General features: G+C 69.6%; 3 protein-coding genes. All 3 read right to left on the bottom strand.

Annotation, left to right across the window (positions count from 1 at the left end):
- A partial coding sequence (locus AC07DF_RS41295; protein ID WP_478982762.1) for an adenosylhomocysteinase occupies positions 1-158 on the bottom strand: 158 nt, incomplete at its 3' end.
- Positions 148-1,017, bottom strand: a complete 870-nt coding sequence (gene metF / locus AC07DF_RS41290; RefSeq protein ID WP_478982760.1) for a methylenetetrahydrofolate reductase [NAD(P)H] — start codon at positions 1,015-1,017, stop codon at positions 148-150. The genes AC07DF_RS41295 and metF, both read right to left, overlap by 11 nt.
- Positions 1,014-2,036: vitamin B12 dependent-methionine synthase activation domain-containing protein (locus AC07DF_RS41285; RefSeq protein ID WP_478982758.1), on the bottom strand; the 1,023-nt coding region annotated here is incomplete at its 5' end. The genes AC07DF_RS41285 and metF, both read right to left, overlap by 4 nt.

The following is a 2,036-nucleotide window of genomic DNA, read 5'->3' as shown; positions in this document are numbered from 1 at the left end:
GCGCCGGCGAGGGGCTGGGCCTCGGCGTATTCCTTGCGGATCGCCATCAGGCCCGGCATCTCGTGCTCGGCGAGGGTGATCTCCTTGCGGCCGAACTCGGCCAGGGACAGGTCGGCGACCTTGAAGTCCTCGGACTGGGTGGGGCGGTCAGCGGGCACTGAGGCTCCTTGAGGCTTGGACGGTGCGGTGGATGTCGAGGGCCGCGGTGGAACGGTTGAGGGTGATGTAGTGCAGACCGGGCGCGCCTTCGGCGAGGAGCCGCTCGGCCATGGCGACGGCGTGGTCGACGCCGATGCGGTATGCGGCCCCGGGGTCGTCCCGGGCGGCTTCGAGCCGATGGGCCAGGTCTTCGGGGAAGGCGGCGTTGCTGAGCTCGGCGAAGCGGCGGATCTGCCGTACGTCGGTGGCGGGCATGATCTCCGGGATGATCGGGGTGTCGCAGCCGGCGGCCGCCACGCGGTCCCGGAGCCGGAGATAGTCCTCGACGTGGAAGAACATCTGCGTGATGGCGTAGTCCGCGCCGGCCTTGCACTTGGCCACGAAGTGGCGGAGGTCGGTCTCCGGGTCCGGTGACCTGGGATGCCCTTCCGGAAAGGCGGCCACGCCGATGGTGAAGTCGCCGAGCGAGCGGACCAGTTCGACCATCTGGCAGGCGTGGGTGAAGCCGTCCGGGTGCGGGACCCACTCCCCCCGGGGGTTGCCGGGCGGATCGCCGCGCAGGACGAGGACATCGCGGATACCGGCGTCCGCGTAAGCGCCGATGATGTTCCGCAGCTCGGCGACCGAGTGGCCGACGGCGGTGAGGTGAGCGACCGGACGCAGGGTGGTCTCTGCGGCGATGCGCCGGGTGACGGCGACGGTGCGGTCGCGGGAAGAGCCTCCGGCGCCGTACGTCACGGACACGAAGTCGGGCCGCAGCGCCTCCACCCGGCGGATCGCTTCCCAGAGGGCGCGTTCACCGTTCGCGGTCTTCGGAGGGAAGAACTCGAAGGAGAACGTCGTGCTGTCGGTCGTCATGGGCGGCCTCCCGCGTTGAAGTAGCTCGCCTCGGGGTGGTGGACGACGATCGCGTCCGTCGACTGCTCAGGGTGGAGCTGGAACTCCTCGGAGAGCTCCACGCCGATCCGCTCCGGCCGCAGCAGATCGGCGATCTTGCCTCGGTCTTCGAGTTCGGGGCAGGCCGGGTAGCCGAGCGAGTAGCGGCAGCCCTGGTACTGGGTGCGGAGCATGCCGTTCAGGCCGGCCGGGTCGTGAACGCCGATGCCGAGTTCCGCGCGGACCCGGGCGTGCCAGTACTCGGCGAGCGCCTCGGCCAACTGCACGGACAGGCCATGCAGTTCCAGGTAGTCACGGTAGGCGTCGGTTTCGAACAGTTCGGCCGTGGCCTCGCCGATGCGCGAGCCGACGGTGACGATCTGGAGGCCCACGACATCGGCCTGACCGCTCTCTTCCGGGCGGAAGAAGTCGGCCAGGCAGAGGCGCCTGCCGCGGTCCTGACGGGGGAAGGTGAAGCGGGTGCGCTCGGTGCCGTGCTCGTCGAGGATGATCAGGTCGTCGCCCTTGGAGACGCAGGGGAAGTAGCCGTAGACCACCGCGGCTTCGAGAAGGTTCTCGGTCCGCAGCCGGTCCAGCCACATCCGCAGCCTGGGCCGCCCCACGGATTCGATCATGTCCCGCTTGAGGCCCCACTGCCCCTTGAACAGGGCGCCCTCGTCCAGCCAGGACGCGTACTCCTTCAAAGGGATGCCCTTGACGACCCGAGTGCCGAAGAAGGGCGGTGTCGGCACGGGGTTGTCGGTGGCCACGTCCGAGCGTCGTGGGCTCTCCCGCACTGGCTGCTCCGTGTTCCGCACGGCTGCGGCGGCCTTCACACGGCGCTGTCTGAGTTCTGGGAGAGCGGCTCCCGGGCTTCCCCGTTTCACCGCCATCAGGGCGTCCATGAGGCGCAGTCCCTCGAAGGCGTCGCGGGCGTAGCGGACCTCGCCCTGATAGATCTCGTGCAGGTCCTGCTCGACGTAGGCCCGGGTGAGGGCGGC

The organism is Streptomyces sp. NPDC044719 (assembly GCF_056433405.1).
This window is presented reverse-complemented; position numbering and strand designations above follow the sequence as displayed.

Bases quoted from the DNA above. Each gene is read 5' to 3' on its own strand.
- metF (WP_478982760.1), bottom strand. From the start codon at position 1,017: ATGACGACCGACAGCACGACGTTCTCCTTCGAGTTCTTCCCTCCGAAG.